This is a genomic window from Fimbriimonas ginsengisoli Gsoil 348 (assembly GCF_000724625.1).
GTDB lineage: Bacteria > Armatimonadota > Fimbriimonadia > Fimbriimonadales > Fimbriimonadaceae > Fimbriimonas > Fimbriimonas ginsengisoli.
This window is the reverse complement of record NZ_CP007139.1, coordinates 3,865,557-3,881,623: the sequence shown is the minus strand read 5'-3', so window position 1 is coordinate 3,881,623 and position 16,067 is coordinate 3,865,557. Positions and strand designations below refer to the sequence as shown.

12 protein-coding genes are annotated in these 16,067 nt (G+C 61.0%); 5 read left to right on the top strand and 7 right to left on the bottom strand.

The window, feature by feature from the left end; genetic code table 11:
• Positions 1–4: 4 nt before the first annotated feature.
• Complete coding sequence (locus tag OP10G_RS17345) at positions 5–709, top strand: YdcF family protein (RefSeq protein WP_052547812.1); 705 nt, start codon at positions 5–7, stop codon at positions 707–709.
• A 221-nt stretch (positions 710–930) separates the two neighbouring features.
• On the opposite strand, the gene OP10G_RS17340 is transcribed toward OP10G_RS17345, so the two are convergent.
• Complete coding sequence (locus OP10G_RS17340) at positions 931–3,744, bottom strand: BACON domain-containing protein (protein ID WP_025229175.1); 2,814 nt, start codon at positions 3,742–3,744, stop codon at positions 931–933.
• Positions 3,745–4,029: 285 nt separating this feature from the next.
• On the opposite strand from OP10G_RS17340, the gene OP10G_RS17335 reads away from it, so the two are divergent.
• Positions 4,030–4,287: an AbrB/MazE/SpoVT family DNA-binding domain-containing protein gene (locus OP10G_RS17335; RefSeq protein WP_025229176.1), complete on the top strand. Its 258-nt coding sequence runs from the start codon at positions 4,030–4,032 to the stop codon at positions 4,285–4,287.
• A gap of 438 nt (positions 4,288–4,725) precedes the next feature.
• On the opposite strand, the gene lepB is transcribed toward OP10G_RS17335, so the two are convergent.
• The 4 genes from lepB to OP10G_RS17310 all read right to left on the bottom strand — a co-directional run bounded on the left by lepB (position 4,726) and on the right by OP10G_RS17310 (position 7,826).
• On the bottom strand, positions 4,726–5,682 hold the full coding sequence (gene lepB / locus OP10G_RS27275) for a signal peptidase I (protein WP_144241215.1): 957 nt from the start codon (positions 5,680–5,682) through the stop codon (positions 4,726–4,728).
• Between the two features lie 57 nt (positions 5,683–5,739).
• A complete protein-coding gene (rplS, locus tag OP10G_RS17320; RefSeq protein ID WP_025229179.1) occupies positions 5,740–6,090 on the bottom strand; it encodes a 50S ribosomal protein L19 in 351 nt (116 codons plus the stop codon).
• A gap of 124 nt (positions 6,091–6,214) precedes the next feature.
• Positions 6,215–6,928, bottom strand: a complete 714-nt coding sequence (trmD, locus tag OP10G_RS17315; RefSeq protein WP_038473285.1) for a tRNA (guanosine(37)-N1)-methyltransferase TrmD — start codon at positions 6,926–6,928, stop codon at positions 6,215–6,217.
• A 34-nt stretch (positions 6,929–6,962) separates the two neighbouring features.
• Positions 6,963–7,826, bottom strand: coding sequence for a hypothetical protein (locus tag OP10G_RS17310; RefSeq protein ID WP_025229180.1), 864 nt, complete (start codon positions 7,824–7,826; stop codon positions 6,963–6,965).
• Between the two features lie 162 nt (positions 7,827–7,988).
• On the opposite strand from OP10G_RS17310, the gene OP10G_RS17305 reads away from it, so the two are divergent.
• Entirely contained in the window at positions 7,989–8,672 is a 684-nt protein-coding gene (locus tag OP10G_RS17305; RefSeq protein ID WP_025229181.1) for a DUF4397 domain-containing protein, read from the top strand.
• 77 nt (positions 8,673–8,749) lie between these two features.
• On the opposite strand, the gene OP10G_RS17300 is transcribed toward OP10G_RS17305, so the two are convergent.
• Positions 8,750–10,219: a hypothetical protein gene (locus OP10G_RS17300; RefSeq protein WP_025229182.1), complete on the bottom strand. Its 1,470-nt coding sequence runs from the start codon at positions 10,217–10,219 to the stop codon at positions 8,750–8,752.
• A gap of 197 nt (positions 10,220–10,416) precedes the next feature.
• Between OP10G_RS17300 and OP10G_RS17295 the strand changes: the two genes are divergently transcribed.
• Positions 10,417–11,163: an SRPBCC family protein gene (locus OP10G_RS17295; protein ID WP_025229183.1), complete on the top strand. Its 747-nt coding sequence runs from the start codon at positions 10,417–10,419 to the stop codon at positions 11,161–11,163.
• Between the two features lie 74 nt (positions 11,164–11,237).
• On the opposite strand, the gene OP10G_RS17290 is transcribed toward OP10G_RS17295, so the two are convergent.
• On the bottom strand, positions 11,238–13,190 hold the full coding sequence (locus tag OP10G_RS17290) for a glycoside hydrolase family 172 protein (protein WP_025229184.1): 1,953 nt from the start codon (positions 13,188–13,190) through the stop codon (positions 11,238–11,240).
• A 182-nt stretch (positions 13,191–13,372) separates the two neighbouring features.
• On the opposite strand from OP10G_RS17290, the gene OP10G_RS17285 reads away from it, so the two are divergent.
• The gene (locus OP10G_RS17285) at positions 13,373–15,334 is read left to right on the top strand and encodes a glycoside hydrolase 5 family protein (RefSeq protein ID WP_025229185.1); all 1,962 of its coding nucleotides are present in this window, start codon (positions 13,373–13,375) and stop codon (positions 15,332–15,334) included.
• Positions 15,335–16,067 lie beyond the last annotated feature (733 nt).

Below are 16,067 nucleotides of genomic sequence, written 5' to 3'. Positions count from 1 at the left end.
CTTGGTGCCAAGCTCGGATGCCGACCTCAACACCGTCGCCCGCTTCTTGGCCCGTCGCGACGAGCTAGAACCGGTCGATTTGATCGTGCTCCTGGGGAGTAGCTTGCTGGTGACGGCAAAAGCGGCGGCGGAGGCACTGGACCAAGGTTTGGCAGACGAAATCCTGGTGTCGGGCGGTATCGGCCATTCGACGCCATGGCTGTATGAATCCGTTCGTGGTTGCCCCGACTTGAACTCGATACCGGTCGATGGCCGCCCGGAAGCGGAGATCATCGCGGACGTCCTGACCGTCCGCCACGGAGTCCCGGCCGAGAAAATACTGATCGAGAACCGCTCCACGAATTGCGGTTCGAATGCCCTCGAATGCAAACGGCTCCTCGCCGATTTAGGGCGTTCGCCTCGTTCGCTTCTGCTGATCCAAGACCCCACCATGCAGCGGCGAACCCACGCCTCGTTCGAGCGCTCATGGCGGGGCGAGGCCGCCCCTCAGTTCATCAGTCACGCGCCGTTCGTTCCCGAGATGGTCGACGGAGTCTTGCATCCCGAAGATCAGTGGCCGTTCGAGCGCTTTCTATCCCTGCTCCTGGGAGAGATCCCGCGCCTCCAAGACGCTCCCGCCGGTTACGGCCCCAAGGGCCGGGATTTTATCGAACATGTCGATATTCCACGGGAAGTGATGGACGCCCATGCGCGGGTTTCAACCACGTAACGGGCTGAACGTGGCACCAGCTTCCAGCCCGTGTGTATCACGACCATCCTGGTCGTGTGAAAAGGGCAAAGGGCAGGATGCCCTTGGGACCCACTGGCTGGAAGCCAGTGCCACATGGCATGGGCTTCCAACCCATGTGTCCCACGACCATCGTGGTCGAGGGACACATGAGCCAAGGGCAGGATGCCCCTGGGACACACTGGCTGGAAGCCAGTGCCACGTTACGGGACGATCTGGCCGGACTGGAAGACCAGGACTCCCGCCTTGTCGGTCATGAAGTGGGTACCCGGCGTGATCGTGAAGGTCTTTCCTCCGGCCACGGTCGCCACCGTAATGTCGTAGGTCATATTCGGACTTAGACCGGCGATGTAGTGGGTGGCGATTTGCACTGGAACGGTGTACGACATCGCAGCGAACGGGTTGGCCGCCGTGATAAGGTCATGCGGGAAAAGCACGGCGTTCGTTCCGATCGTGGCCCCTTCCAACGGCGTTCCCGCGCTACTCGAGAGGAGTTGGGCCGCCGCTTGAGAGACGCCGGTATCGGCGCCCTGGATGACGTGAAGGAAGCGCACGTCGAGCGGATTGGAAGGATCTTCGATGGTTAAGTGCGCCTTCATCGTCTCACCCACCGCCTGCCCGTCGGCCACGTCGACGGCGGGAACGAGCATCCCGTTCGCGGGCAGCAGCGAGGTCACGTAGAGCCGCTCCGCGTTCGGAGCTAATGCCATCGCCTTGTTCCCTTGCACCGTCGGCATCGCCGGAAGATGCAGGTTGAATCGCTTGAAGCGGTTCGCCTTGCCGGTCTTGGCGCGGTCGTAAACCACCACGTAGTCGGGCTGAAGCCAAATCAGGGTCCGGGTAGCAAGCTTCACGTCGGTAACGGACGACTTGTTCGTGACTCGGTTGTAGAGCTTAGTGAGGTTCGTATCGGCGGCAAGATAGCCCGGACCGTTACTCGTGAGCATGGTGGGGTCGCCGGTCGCCTGGCCAAAGATCCACTGGCCGCCACGGGCGGAGATCTCGGGCTCGAACCAAGCGAGGTCGCTCGGGACGTCGTTTTGAATGGTCAGAGTATTCGCGTAGGCGCTGGTGTTAAGGATGTCCTGCCCCGTGTATCCGCGAACGTTGCTGGTGAGCATCGCCCCTTTCCGATAGAACCAGAAGTTTCCGGCGTCGCCGGTCGTATGGTTCTCGGTGATGTACGACGACTTGAAGGCGAGGAGACTGGCCGCCGGATCCCAGCCGGTTCGTCCGATCACCATCTTGATTCCGTTCGACTCGAACACCTTCGCCATTGCTGGGCGAGGGTCGGTGGGAGGGGCGGCAAACGGGTCTCGAGCGGTGAATTGCTGGGGCGCTTCGTTGCCGGTGGGATTGCCGAACCACCCGTGACCGGGAACCCGGTTGAGCCAGAACTGGCCCCCTTCGAGGCTATTTCGAAGCGCCCAATACTCGGCGTCGGCCCGCGCGTTATTACCCATCGACCGGTCGAGCAGGATCGCCGAGGCGAGCATCGGGGCGTTCTCCGGAATCGACCAGATTCGAAGTAAGTCGCAGTATCCGAACTGCTCGAAGACGTTGCCGAGATACGCCGCGCCGGCGGGAGGCGCGGGGGTGTTCACCATCAGGTGGAAATACCCGGCAAGCCAGTCGTTCCAGAAGGAACTGGTCACCATCCCCATCTGCGGAGTGGCAAGGCTCGGGTCGTCCAGGCCCGTGTTATGCATCGTCAGCAAAGCGTCGTGGAACCAACCGTAACTGAGGCCGTAAAGCGTTCCTTCCATCGGCAGCCCGTTCTGGCATTGGCCATGGTCGAAAAGGGTCCAAAGGTCGCTCAGCCAGCGTCCCGTGGCGTACGCGGTGTAGCTGTGCAGCGTATTACCGAGGGTAGTGGCCGGTTGAGCGGGATCGACCTTGGGGTCGTCGGCCGGATCCATGATCTCCGACCACATGGTGACGTTCCTAAAGTGGGCGAGCTGGTAGTTGTTCGCCGAGAACTTCATCCCCATCGTATTGTTTCCGTTGCCGCCGTAGGCGGCCTTCGACTCGCCGATCCAACGGAGGAATACTTTGCGGATCGTGGCTTTTTCGACCGGCGAGAAGATCGGATAGAGATAGTCGACGATCAGCGGATAGGTTTGGCCGAAGAATCGAGCCCGATCCTTGATGGAGAAGTGCGGATCGCGGAACGGGATTCCCGGAGCGGCGCCGAGCGCCGCTTTGTTCAGGACGTACATCAACATCGTCTTCGCCCGTACCGCGTAAGCGGACCGCTTCACCGGGTCGGTCTCGAGCTGGTACATGAAGGCGAGGAGGAGGGCGTAATCCTCGGTCGTCTCGGGAGAGAACGTGAAGGTGCCGTTATCCTTCCAATTTACGGTGCCGAACCGGGTGTCGTACGCGGCCACGGCTTGGCCGACCACGTCCATCAGAATCGGGTAAGTCGGGTTTTGCGGTACCGCCCACTTCTGGAATTTGGCGATGTCGCCAGGGGTGTACCAAAGCCTAGGGTGAACCTGGAAAGATTGGCCGTCTTGGTAGATCGCGCACTGCTGGCCGGCAACGATCACCTTCCCCACTCGCGTTCCTTGGGAGAGGTTGGAGCCCACGTTGATGGTGAACATCCCGTTTCCGTTACCACTCGCCGGTCCGGAAACCGTGATCCAGGGAACTTGCGGAAGGGCCGTCCAAGCGCCTTTCGAAGTCACATGGATCTGCCGGGTTCCGCCTCCCGGTCGGACGATTGTGGAGTCGGGCGCGAGCATGGCGGCCGGGGCGGGACTGACTGCGATGCTCAGGCTCGCGCTCACCGTTCCCGATGCGTTCTTAGCCGTGAGGGTGTAGCTCGTGGTGGCTAGGGGCGAGACGACGATGGAGGAACCGGAAACCGCTCCGATGCCGCTGAGCGAAAGAGTGGGAGAACCGGTGACGGTCCAGGAAAGGGTGATCGGGCTTCCCGCGTACGACATGCCCTGAGATGCCGTGTACGAAGTGATCTTGGGAGCTTGGGCCGACGCGCTTTGAAGCGCGAGCACACCCAGCACGCAGGTTAGGAGAGTTCTTGGTCGGTTTGAAGAGGTCATGGTCGTTGCGCCGCGCCTTTGCGGCTCTCTGCGACAAGGTTCGGGCCATGCCATGCACAAGACCGTGCACAGAACGGAGGCAGTCCTCGGAAGGGGTCCATAGTCCCGAGGAGTCTGATCCGGAACGACCGCCGGTCTCCAGTCCGGCTTCCGAAAAAACGTCTCAGGGCCCTGACCCTGAGACGTTACGCGGCAGCGAACTCAGGCAAATCCTTCCGGAGGTAAGATTGTCTTACTATGATTACCCGGGTTTCGACCAAAGGGCAGGTCGTCCTTCCTAACAGCATTAGGAAGCGGTTGCACATCCGCCCTGGAGACGAACTGGAAGTTGAATTGGAGGGAGGCAGAGTTATCATGACCCCTGCCTCAGTGAGACGTGGTTCGGTGGAAATCGTACGCGACCCGATAACCGGCCTTCCCGTGCTCACGGTAGGAGCCGACATGCCGACCTTAACCAGTGACATCGTCGCCGATATCCTTTCCGAAGCTCCGTGAAGTACCTACTGGACGTCAATGCCCTTATTGCCCTTGGTTTCCGAGAGCATGAATTTCACGTGCGAATTTCGTCCTGGCTGAGCACCCCCGAATCACCCCAGCTCGCGACGTGCAGCATCACTGAGCTCGGCTTCATACGCGTACTTGCGAATGCTGCACCGTACGCGATTGGTGTCGCTGACGCGAGAGCCATCCTCGCAGCGCTGAAAACCTCGAATCCTTCAAGATTCGAATTCTTGTCCGACACCTTGGACGCTCTTGCGCTACCCGCGTGGGTTTTAGGTCCGAGACAAGTCACGGAAGGTCACCTAGTCAACCTTGCAACCGTCAACGAGATGCGACTCGCAACCTTCGACGTCAAAATCCCGGGCGCTTTCGTCATCCCGTAGTTCACGAGAGGCGCGCTCGCACGGGCGAAGAAAGACCCCTTACGATCTGCTACTTGACGCGGCCGATGCGCTGGAAGGGGAACCAGATGAATTCGGCGCGGCCGATGATCGAGTCTCGGGGGACCAAGCCCCATCCTCGGGAGTCGAACGATCCGTTCCGGTTGTCGCCCATCATCAGGTAGTAACCCTTGGGAAGCGGCTCCGCGGGAAGATCCTGAAGCTTCTTCGCCTCGGTTTGATCGTCGATCACGAATTCTTTCGCGACTGAATACGGCTGCGTCTCGGGCGGATCGCTGAGCGAAGTGCCGCCGGGCCGGGACGAATTCGTATCGTAATCGGACCAGTTGAGCGGAATGAGACGCCCGTGGTACTTGACGAGCTTAAAGCTCTGCTTGGTGATGGCCGCGGCCTCCGCGTCCGTTAACAGGCGGAAATTCGCCGTCTCGGAGCTGGGCGGCTGGTCCGGATCACGCAGGGGCCAGCTATAGTGCCGGTGCAGCTCGTCTTCCGGCGCGATCCGGCCGTTCCGATAGAGGATTCCCTTTCGAAGCTCAATCACGTCGCCGGGGACTCCGATCAGGCGCTTGATGAAGTCGACCTTCACTTCCCCTTTTTCGTCGAGCTGCTCCGGATGGTTCTCGGTGGCCGGCTTCGGCGGGCGGAAGACGACGACGTCGTTCGCCTTGGGATCGGTGTAGCGATAGATCGCCTTGTTAGCGACGATGAAGTCGTTCACGTAAAGCGTGGGCCACATGGATCCGGAGGGGATCAGGAACGCCTGAACGCCGAACGGACGGATGAGCATGAAGACGAAGACGCCCGCGTAAACGAATGCGTCCAGCAGCTCATTGAGCACTTTCGCCGCCCCGTACGCGCCGGTCCGTTTGTGCGGCAGCGTCTTCCGAAGATACGGATAGACGGAGAGCCGAAGGATCGTGAGGACCAACACGAAAATAACAACCTGGCTCAGCGGGGTGCGAGCCAGGTTGTCGACTACCTCGCGCATGCTTGTGCCCTGTTGGGCAACCTGCGCGAGCGGAAGTGGCAGCGAAGGAAAGGGCACTTAGCGGCGCTCTCGGATTCGGGCTTCCTTACCGACCTTGGTTCGGAGGTAGTAAAGCTTGGCTCGGCGTACCCGGCCGCGACGCGTGACCTCGAACTTGGCCACGTTCGGCGAGTGGAGCGGGAACGTTCGTTCCACTCCGACTCCGTTGGAAATCTTTCGTAGGGTGATGGTCTCGGCGATACCGCCGTTCTTGCAGGCGATGCAAACGCCCTCGAACAACTGGATTCGCTCTTTGCCCGCTTCGCGGACCTTCACCGATGCACGGACGGTATCGCCCGGCCAAATCTTAGGCAGATCCGTCTTTTTATACGGCTGCGCAACGCTCTCGAGGATCGCGGCTTTGGACATGTTTCTCTTTCTTCCGTTGTGCCCAGAGAGGACGCTTAGTCCGCCTCTGGCGATCAATAACCGGCTATCCGCCCGTTAGGTTCCCGGTTCAGAGGCGCGACGGAAGGCCACGCATGAACGCAAGTCAAGAGGATAGCACATCGAGGTCCCCCTTCTCCAGCTTTGCCCGGGCGAGGAGGTCGGGTCGGTTCTCGATGGTGGCGCGTAGCGCCTGTTCGCGCCGCCAAGCCGCGATCGCTCGGTGGTTGCCACGGGTAAGCACCTCCGGCACGACTTCTCCGCGCCAGGTTTCCGGCCGTGTGAAGTTGGGGGCGCTCAGGAGTCCGTCCGAGTGGCTGTCGGCGGCAAGGCTCCCTTCGTTACCAAGCACACCGGGCAGGAGGCGGACGACGGCATCCGCCATCACGAGGGCGGGGAGCTCTCCGTTGGTGAGAACGTAATCCCCGATGCTGAAGGCATGGGTGGCAAGCTGAGTCTTCACCCGGTGATCGAACCCTTCGTAGTGCCCGCAGAGGAAGACGAGGTGTTTGCGCCCGGCAAGCTCGCTTGCGGCCATTTGGGTGAACGGCTCGCCCGCGGGGTCGGTGAGGATGATCGCGGCTTCGTAGTCGGGCTGCAGAGCTTCTAAGGCGAGTGCCACCGGCTCGGCCTTGATCAGCATCCCGGGTTCTCCCCCGAAGGGAGTGTCGTCCACCTTCCGGTGTCGGTCATAGGCAAAGTCGCGCGGATTGCTCCACCCAAAGCCGACGGCGCCACTCGCGGCGGCACGGCCAAGGATGCTATGCCCCAACGCCCCAGCCAGCATCTCAGGAAATAACGTTACAAAGTCGATCCGCACCGACTAGATTATGTGGCACCCAGCGCCTTCCTCCTTAGGAAGCGCCGCCGCCACGTTCGTGGCGTTGGCCACCGTCTTGGTAATAGCGAGGGGCGTCGTAGAGGGCGTGGTTTTCGGCGTGATGGCGCTCGGCGATGGACTCTACCGCGCCTTCGTCGACCGAACCGGGGTTGACGGCGACCGCGACGACCGCACCGCCTTGGCTGAACGCGTCCCGATACACGCGAGCCCGGGTCTCGGGCACCCCTTCGTCGCGCAGGTGGCGCACGATCGCCTCAGTATCCGCGCCGCCGTCCGGCTTGATAAAGTCGAGGGCAGCCGTAGCGAGCGCGCCTCCCCCCATTACCATGCCGAAGCCCGGGACCACGATCGTCTCCAGGGCCTCATCGACGGACACGGTCGCGCCGGTGGCGCCATCCTTCAGACCGTCAACCACCGGAACCGGGGTCGGAAAGCCGGTGAGCAACGTTAAGTTCAGGTCGTCCCGCTCATGTTCGCTCTGGCTGATATCGGCCCGGGGATAGGTCATCTCTTCGAACTCTTCCTGAGAGTCGTCGGCTTGATCGACGCTATCCACATCGGTGGCGGGGTCGGAGGTGTCGATGCCGCCGATCCGAGAACCTTCGAGCGTGGTGAATTCCTCTAGACCGTCACGAGGGGGAGCCGACGGATCGAACTCAGGATCGTCGTCTCGGCCCACGAAGTAAGAAGCGTCTCCGGCTACGCCGATAACCTCCCGCATTCCGCCTCGCGAGTCGCCCGTCGATTCGGGGAGATCGACCTCCGTGTGGTGCGCGACAAGGCTGATGTCATCCGGCCTAACCCCTCCCACAACCAGCTCGTCGACCATAGCTCGGGCAGCGCGGACATCGCGAAAAGTGGCGTAATACGTTGACATAGAACAACCCTCGTTCCGGCGTCTGGAAAGCTATTCCACGACTCCGAATCGGCTATTCGACGGAAGGGGCATTTACCGAGTTCCGAGGCTTGGAACTCTCAAAAGTTGACGAAGGTCAACTCAGCCAACACACCGAAGCGTGTGAAACGTTTAGGAGAATCGATGCAAAAACCTTCGTCTATTCTAATTGCGGCGGTCTGCACCGTTGCGCTCGTAGGTTGCGGTGGCTCTTCGGGCTCAACCGCGCTCGGATCGAGGAACCCCCAGGTCCGCGTCGTGAACGCCATTTCGAATCCTGCGAGCGTCAGCCTGGCGATTAACTCGCAGACGATCAACGGCGCCGCGCCGTACGGCTACGCGAGCGACTACACCGTCTTCAACAATGGCAATCGATCCATTGTGGTGTCCGACTCTACGACCGGCGGGGCGCTCCTGAACACGAACGAGCTCTTCGAGCTCGACCACTACTACACGGTGATCGCTTACCGAAACGGGGGCGGAACGTACAGCGAGATGAAGCTCTCCGACGTTCCGGCCCTTTCAGGGTCCGATGGCCAGGTCCGCATTGTAAACGTGAGCAACCAGACGGTTGATGTGTACCTAACGGCGGTGGGCGCGGATATTACAGGCACCGTCCCAACGATCAACGATCTCACGACCGGAGACACCGCTCAGCAATATCTGATCCGAACTCCGGGAGCCTATACGGTTACCGTTACGAATTCGGATAACCAGACCATTCTTTACACCAAGAACATTTCGGTTACCGGACGCGAAGCCCAGACCGTGGTCGTCACCGGCAACGCGGGCACTCCGATCCTCGCATTGCCCGGCCGGCACTTCTAATCGCCGAGTCGCTTCGACAAACAAAGACGGCCCGGATCTCTCGATCCGGACCGTCTTTGTTACGTGACCAAGGATGGCTAGTTGCCGCGGATAGTGATCTCGTCGTCGTTGATCTTGTAGCGGATCTCGAAGCGGCCGTCCGGGCGGCCACCGAGCATCTCTTTCTGCTCGCGGGTGAGATCGTCCCACCAGATGTATCCGCGCTTTCGCTGCCGGTCTCGCTGGTCTGGGGTGAGGTTCTTTAGGAACTTCTTGATGTCGAGCGCGGAGCCGCTGTCGCTGCGGAAAACGTGGAAGTTACCATCCCCCTTGGATCGGAGGAACGTGTACGGACTGTCGCCGGAACGGAGAACCTTCCAACCTTCGCCTTGGCGTACGCGCCCGGCTTCCGCGCGTGCTCGGGCGCCTTCTCTACGAGCGCCTGCTCCCTCGGCTCGGGCACGGGCGCCTTCCGAGCGGGCTCGCGCAGCCTCCGCTTTGAGCTCTTCGAGCTGCTTCTTGTCTAGCTTGTAGACGCCGTCGCCATTCAACCGATAGACGCGGCCACTCTTGGCGTTCTCTTCCGCCAATTGCTTCATCTGCTTTTCGAAGTCGGAGCCGGGGCCGAATCGCTTCTGCATCTCCTGGCCCATCTTCTCCATCTTCTTCTGGAATTCGGGACCGAATTCCTTCTGCATCTTCATGTGGAATTCCGGACCGAACTCCTTCTGCATCTTCTGCTGGAACTCGGGACCGAACTCCTTCTGCATCCTCTGTTGGAACTCGGGACCGAACTCCTTCTGCATCCTCTGTTGGAACTCTGGGCCGAACTCTTTCTGCATCCTCTGCTGGAATTCAGGACCGAATTCTTTCTGCATCTTGAATTGGAAGCCGGGCCCGAATTCACCTTTGTGCTGCTTGGCGAATTCCTCCGCCCACTTCTTCTGCGCCTTTTCCTGCTCCGGGCCGAACTTCTTGGCGAATTCTTGGCCCCATTCCTCCATTCGCTTCTGGTAATCCTTGCCAAAGAGCTTCTCGGCTTCTTTGTCGGAAAGCGGGTGACCTTGCGGGAAGGCGGGCATCGCAGGCATGGCGTTAAAGCTCTGGCGGTTTCGCGGTAGAGCCTGGAACGGCGACTTTGCACCGTTTCGCGCGCCCGCAGTCACCTCTGGACCCGAGAAAAAGCGGAACGGCGCCTCGCCGCGCTTGAACACGCGGATTCCATTCTCCTTCTCCCAGTGACCGCCGAGGGCTCGGGCGATCGCATCGACCGCGCCGTCGAGGGAAACGTCCTGCAGGTTTAAAGTAACGTTCGTGCCGGCCGGGATCTCCCCATCGGAAACGACAAAATTGACGCCTCGGTTCTCCAGCCACGAGAAGACCTCGGAGGCTTTGACGCCGCGAAACTGGACGGTAACCTTCGGGGAGGACGTGGCGGCCTGGCTCCCTTGGGTGTTTTGAGAAGTGCCGATCACCGGCGTGACGATCTGCTGATCCAAGCTGGGATCTTGCGCGGTTCCAATAAAGCCGAACCCGGCTGCGAGCACGAGCACCGTATTGAGTGCCATATCCTTATGTTTCTCCTCTGTGTGGTTCCCCACCGTTATGATTCAGCGACGGCCCAGGGCGCGTGGGCAGCATCGCCAAAATCTCTGAGGGTTACGGGCAGCCTCCTTCAATCGTTCCCTATTTGTTTGGTTACCGCAAAAATACTGGGAAGGTTGGATGCGAACATTGCGGGCGGTGGCGATGTCGAACATGCACAATGGTTCCCGTTAGAGAGAATGCCAAGGAAGTCAACGCCGCCGACATCGAGCACATCGGCGCCCTCGCCTCCGGTACGTTGTTGTTGTTGAACGGTTTTCGCCGGGGCGGCATTGCCGGCGCGGTCTACAAAATCGCCGGATTAGGGCTGATTTATCGCGGTCAACAAGGGTATCGCCGGCTGTACCAACTGCTGGGAATCGAGATGCCAGCTCGCCCGACCGGGGTCGGCAAACAGAATGTCCGGGTCGACTCCGAGATCCTGGTGAACCGCCCGCGACAGGAGCTCTACCGTATTTGGCGTAACCTCGAGAACCTTCCCGTCTTCATGGACCACCTTCTATCCGTCCACGAGGTGGACGACCGACGCTCCCTTTGGGTGGCCCGAGCTCCCGCCGGTATGGTGGTCAAGTGGGACGCCGAAATTGTGAACGACGTCGAAAACGAGCTGATCGCGTGGCAGAGTCTCGAAGGGAGCGGCGTGGATAACGCCGGCTCGGTCCGGTTCGAAGATGCCGGCAACGGCACAACCCGAGTCAAGATCGTTCTCCGCTACGATCCGCCGGCCGATATGGCGGGATTTTGGATCGCCAAACTGTTCCGCAACGACGCCCAAGCCCAGATCGACCACGACCTCGAGCGTTTCAAGGCGATCATGGAACTCGGCAGCAAGAAAAGCGACTCTGGGTCAACCGGAGCCAAGCGGTCGCGCAAGGGGGCGGAGACGCCGCAGGCGGAAGTTCTTTAACGAAAGGGCCAGCGGTCTACCGGAAGTGCACCGGATCATCGGCGAGGGCGCCGACGCTACGGAGGGCCACGTCGCTACACCTTTTCACACACCACAGTCATCAGGTCAAAGCCGAAACCGGTGGCTAGCGGGTTCTTGCCCACTAGCTTGAACATCAGGTTGTTTCTGCCTTCGACCGCGTTGATCTCACCCACCAGGACGTGGCTCGCTACCGCCGGCTTCTCCGCGAACAGATCGACCGGGTCGCCTACCGGCGACTCGTCCTGGAACAGTTGCGCCTTCGCTTGCTCCGGCCCCTTCACCGCATCGATGTAGATCCGGTACCGGCCCGCCGACGGCAGGTCGCAGCCGAGGGAGATGAACGCGGGGCCAAACCAATCCTCGCCCAACGTGCGAAGGGAGAGGCAGCGAACCGATCCGTTACCCGCCGGCACCGAACGGCGGCTGACGGTCGCGTCGCGGAAGCTGAACGAGTTGATCGGCAATGTCCAGTCCGCAGGAAAGATGACTTTCGACGGATCGACCACCTGGCGCATCGCGAGACTTGGAATCCCGAAGTCCACTGTCGGGCGGTTCTCCGCGTATAGGTACGTGACCGAGCAGTAGTCGGCCGGAAGTTGATTGCGCTCGGGAGCGTGCTCGATCGTTTGCAGGATGCTCTTCTCAAAGCTGTAAGCGTCGCCGAGGAAGAAGCGGTACCCGCCGGTCCGCCCAAGCGGCCGTTGGTACGTGATGCACCCGCTGAGTGCCCGGGCGAACGAGGCGTCCCATCGTCCCGGAACGTCGTACCACCCGCCGTTGAAGAAATCCTCGGAGCCGGTGCCGTGAACGACCAGCTCGCCGTCGACCGTAGTCTGGTCGTCCCCCTCGAAGAACGGCGTGCCGCCCGGCTCCATTCCCTGGGCTTGAAGCGCGAGTCCTACGATGTGCCCGCGCCCCTTCGTGTCGAGAAATGTGAACGGCTTCCCTTCGGTGGTCGGATTCTCCCGGCGCCAAACCGCATAGAACTTCCCTTCGTTGCGCCCCCTGGGCGTGTCGCCCACGACGACTTCCCCCCGAACCGAGATCGACCGGTCGCCGAGCGAGACGAGCTCGACTTTCGCCGAGCGATCGAACGGCATCGGTAGATTGCAGTAGTTGACCCCCTGATACGTTCCCACCAGCGCCGACCCGGCGGCTGGCTTGCCCCATCCGTAACCGAAGAAATCGCCGGCCGGACACAGCACCGCCGGTTGCTTTTCGCCATCCCAGGTGATCCGGAGAAGAACGTCGCGGTTCTTACCGGCAAAGGCGTCGGAAGGGCCGATTCTCAGACTGGCGATCCGTCCCGGCCTCCGGCTCTCGAAGAGGGTGACGCTCTTCCCTGGCCTAAGAACTCGGTCGAAAGTCTGGCGCTGAAGCCTTGTCCCTTGCGGGACGTTGACGTCGGTCAAGTCGCGCTCTCTGCTACGGCTAAACACCTCCGCCACCCGAGCTAAATCCCGCCGCCCGGCGGCGGGATCGTACGACGCCACCGGGGCGCTTTCCGGGTAGGTCGCATAGTTAAGGTCGTAGAACTGCATCTGCTTTGCCCGCAGCACGACCTTGCATGACTTCCGATACGGGATCGGAACGTAACAGTAATAACCGCCGCCGGCGCTATCCACCAGCGGCCGGACGAAGGGCGGAAACTTGCCGCTGAAAAGCTCCCGGAACGGCAGCGATATCCGCGGCGTCGCCTCGCCGTCGAAGTAGAACTCCAGCGGATCGTCCGTCGGCGTGGGAGTGTGGATTCGATAGATGCAGCCCGGCCCCTTCAGATCGGCCAGAACCAGACTGTCCCCTTCTTTACGGACGAACGAGTACTTTCCCGAGAAACCGTCGTCGTTCCCCTCCGTCCGGTCGTAACTGGTTACCGCCCCGATCTTAACCGTCCGTTTGAACGCCGGAAGCAGGTCTAGCCGCAACTGATCCGAACCGACCGCCCACGAGGCGTCCGTCTGAGAAGCCGAGGCAAAGCTTAGAAGAAGTGAAATTAGCGGGCTCATGGGCGGCGTTCCAAAAAGCCGAGCCTACACCTTTTCCTATCCTGCGGTCGAAGGGGCGGCCCGATACCGACCCGTTTTCCCGACCAGCCGCCATTCGCGGGCGTTTCCGCAAAGGGAGCTATCGAGTACAGAGTGGGATTGTCACGGTGGCCGGACCGCGTGGTGGTAGCATCGCGGAAGTCATGATCCTCCTCCTTGCCGCTGTCGCCATTGGAAGATATACCGATAATTCATCATTTTGGTACGGGCCGGTCACCGTCACCGAGGCTGTTCCGTTCACCGGAAATCCGTTCGATCCCGACGAGAACGAGGTCGATGCCGAGTTCACCGGTCCCGGTGGCGTCAAAGAGCGACGACTCGCCTATTTCGTAGGCGACGGGAAATTCTCGTCGACGCTGGTCGCCCACCGGCCCGGTAGCTACGCCGTTCGTTTCTTCCGAAACGGAAAGTTCGCCGTGAAGTCCAGCCGCCCCATCGACCTCTCCAAGAAAGTGCGGCACGGCTTCATCGGCCTGAAAGGAAAGCGATTCCAGTGGAGCGACGGAACCCCATACTTCCCGATCGGCTACGACTACGGATGGCGGCAAGGCCCAAATCTCAGCGTCGCGCAAAGGATGCTGGCGCTCGGTCGCTCCGGTGGGAACTGGTCGCGAATCTGGACCTGCCACTGGGACAACAAGAACCCGTTTTTCCCGGCGGAGCGAGGCGCCCCGGTTCCATCGCGGCAGCTCAGGCAGGAGCCGCTGCGGATCTGGGACGACATCGTCAACGCCTCCGAGCGTGCGGGAGTCGACTTCCAATTCGTCTTATTCCACCACGGTCCTTACAGCACCACGACCGATTCGAACTGGAAGGAACACCCATGGAACACCGCCAACGGCGGATTCCTCGCCGACCCCACCGACTTCTTCAGCGACCCGGAGGCGAAGAAGCGGTCCAAGATTTGGCTCCGCTACGCGGTCGCGCGGTATGCGCACTCCCCGGCCGTCATGTCGTGGGAGCTCTTTAACGAAGTCCAATGGGTCGACGCGGTCAAGCTCCACCCGGAGCGGGTGAAAGACGTCGCCGCCTGGCATGCCGAGATGGCCCGGTACATCCGGTCGCTCGACCCGTACCACCACTTGGTAACGAGCAGCAGCTCGGAGTCGCTCGATTCTCACGTGTTCGACGACATGGACTACATGCAGCCGCACACCTACCCGGCAAACGTCCTCGCCTCCATCGGGGGATACCGTTTCAAGGGGAAGCCCGGCTTTTTCGGCGAGTTCGGGCCTCCCGGCGGCTCGGCGGCATCCTATGCCAAGCAGGTGCGGGACGGCATCTACGGAGGCATCCTCGCCGGGCACGCCGGAGCGGGAATGTATTGGTATTGGGACCAGGTCGACCGCCGTGGCCTCGGCCCGATGTTCGGCGCGGCCCGAAAGGTGATCGACGAATCCGGCCTGCTGAATCACTCCGACGCGAAGCCAGTCGACGTCTGGTGCGAAACCCCCAGGCAAAGCGAAGCGGTCTTGGCGGCGGGGCTCGGATGGGGCAAATCGAGCACGTCCGAGCTGAACCTCCCGAAGGTCGGCATGCGTGACCTCGGTGGCTGGTCGCAATATTTCCAAAGCCTTGACGGCTCGAACAAAGGCTGGGCAAAGCCGCTCGTTATCCACTTCGACGCGAAGGAGCCCGGCAAGATGGTGCTTAACGTCGGCGGCGTTTCGTCGAAAGGGGGAACGCTGCAGGTTTGGATCAACGATCACGAGGTGCTCGACCAGAAATTCGACCCTCCAGTTGCGGGGGCCCGCCCATCGCAACGGACGCCGATCTCCCTGGACTACCCTTCCGGCCGCGTCACCGTCCGAATCGAGAACCATGGCGGCGACTGGGTTCGTCTAGACTCCACCACCATCCCCGCCCAAGCGCCAACCGCGTCTGCCCACGGTATGAGCGACGGAAGCTGGGCGCTCATCCGAGTCTTCGGAACCGACACCTCTAAAGTCCGTTTAAGCGGCACCGGCCTGCGCAACGGCCACTACGCCGTCGTCGTCTTCGACACCGTCACCGGCCGCACGACCCGGACGACCGCCGATGTGAGCCGGGGAACCTTCGAAGCGGAAAACCTCCCCTCCGACTCGGTCCTTGCTGTCTCTAAATAATCGGAAGCTCCGAAGCCCCTTCTCCCTCCTGGGAAGTTCGTACCCCGGGGAGGGAGAAGGGCTTGACGTTACAACTTCTTTGGCGCAGGTAAATCCAATCGAACCCAGCCCGAAGGTGGCGTAATACCAGGGCCAAGGGTAAGTAAAGCGTAACCCTGGTAGGTGTGATGCCATCCATTTTTTCGAACGAACCTTCCGTCCGGAGTTAACACAAAGGCTCCAAGGCACAGGGACACAAAGATCCGGTAGCCAGGAACTCCGTGCCTTGGTGTCTTTTGTGTCTCCGTGTTTGTATTCTCCGAGGGTTTGCCAGGGCAAAAACTGGATGGCATTACCCTGGTAGGTGGCCCATAGACCCTTCCGAACCTAGCCCCGAAGGTGGCGTAATACCAAAGCGAAGGGTGAGCGAAGCGTAACCCTGGTAAGGGGCCAACCCAGCCCCTTCGAGCCCTGTAGGGGCGATATCACCAAAGCCGAGAGGAGGTTGATCGTGGACAGTTGATATCGCCGCTTTCAGGGCTCGGAGGGTTCATCGGCTCGTTACCAGGGTTACGCGAACTCCGTGCCTTGGTGTCTTTTGTGTCTCCGTGTTTGTATTCTCCGAGGGTTTGCCAGGGCAAAAACTGGATGGCATTACCCTGGTAGGTGGCCCATAGACCCTTCCGAACCTAGCCCCGAAGGTGGCGTAATACCAAAGCGAAGGGTGAGCGAAGCGTAACCCTGGTAAGGGGCC